2 protein-coding genes and 1 pseudogene are annotated in these 1,317 nt (G+C 41.8%); 1 reads left to right on the plus strand and 2 read right to left on the minus strand.

The window, feature by feature from the left end; all coding sequences use genetic code 11:
- A pseudogene (locus HMPREF2685_RS10675) lies at positions 1 to 368 on the minus strand (MSCRAMM family adhesin SdrC); the annotation flags it as partial.
- Between the two features lie 33 nt (positions 369 to 401).
- Positions 402 to 629 carry a hypothetical protein gene (locus tag HMPREF2685_RS10680; protein WP_176745961.1) on the minus strand — a complete coding sequence of 76 codons (228 nt, stop codon included), beginning with the start codon at positions 627 to 629 and terminating at the stop codon, positions 402 to 404.
- A gap of 25 nt (positions 630 to 654) precedes the next feature.
- Between HMPREF2685_RS10680 and HMPREF2685_RS01885 the strand changes: the two genes are divergently transcribed.
- On the plus strand, positions 655 to 1,317 hold a 663-nt coding region (locus HMPREF2685_RS01885; protein WP_261710233.1), incomplete at its 3' end, for a MucBP domain-containing protein.

The following is a 1,317-nucleotide window of genomic DNA, read 5'->3' on the forward strand; positions in this document are numbered from 1 at the left end:
GTATCTGCGAGCCAATCAGCATCATTGAGCGAATCAGCTTCTGCATCTGAATCAGCATCGCAATCTATTTCAGAATCACAATCAGCTTCAACAAGCCAATCAGTTTCTGAATCAACATCAGCGTCTGAGTCAACATCAGTATCAGCTTCAACATCAACGTCTGAATCTGTTTCAGCATCTGAGTCAGCGTCAGCGTCATTGAGCGCATCAGCATCTGAGTCAGCATCAGTATCAGCAAGCCAATCAGCATCATTGAGCACATCGGCTTCAGCATCAGCATCTACTTCAGCAAGCCAATCAGCGTCATTGAGCGCATCAGCATCTGAGTCAGCATCAGTATCAGCAAGCCAATCAGCATCATTGAGCACATCGGCTTCAGCATCAGCATCAGTATCTGCTAGTCAATCAGCGTCATTGAGCACATCAGCTTCTGAATCAGCATCAGTATCTGCTAGCCAATCAGCATCATTGAGCACATCGGCATCAGCATCAGCATCAGTATCTGCAAGCCAATCAGCATCATTGAGCACATCGGCTTCAACATCGCTTTCTACATCTGTATCACAATCAGCATCTAATTCTTCATCAAATTCTGAAAGTGAAACACCTAAACAAGGTGAAGTAATCATCACTTATGTAGATACAAAAGGTAAAGTGATTAAAGATCCTCGTCAAGATACACCAAACTCACCATATGATACTCCATATAACACAACTGAGGAAGGTGAAAAACCTAACACAATCAAGACTCCAGATGGTAAGACATACAAGATCGTACCAAAAGGTGATTACCCAGTAGGTAAAGTTGACGGTGACGGACACCTTGAATCATCTGATCCAATTAAAGGTAAAGTTGATAAACCTAAATCAACTATCACTTACGTTTATAAAGAAGTGAAGGGTAACGTATACGTTCACTATGTTGACGTCAATGGTAACAAGATCAAAGAATCAGTAACTGACGAAAAAGATCAACCAGTTGATAAGGACTACGATACAGTAGTAGACAACCGTCCAAGCACGATCGAGTTCCAAGGTAAGACATACGAATTGGTACCAGCTGGTAACTACCCAGTAGGTAAAGTCGACGATCAAGGTCACTGGACAGGTGATGATGCTACAACTGGTAAAGTTGCTGAAGAAGATACGAACGTAACATATGTCTACCAATTGAAAGAAGATCCAACGAAACCTAAAGAAGGTGACGTCATCATCACTTACGTAGACGAAAATGGTAAAGAAATTCAAAAACCTCGTCAAGACACACCAAACTCACCATATGACACACCATATAACACAACTGAGGAAGGTGAAAAA

The sequence above is a fragment of the Streptococcus sp. HMSC074F05 genome (genome assembly GCF_001808725.1).
GTDB classification, from domain to species: Bacteria; Bacillota; Bacilli; order Lactobacillales; family Streptococcaceae; genus Streptococcus; species Streptococcus parasanguinis_I.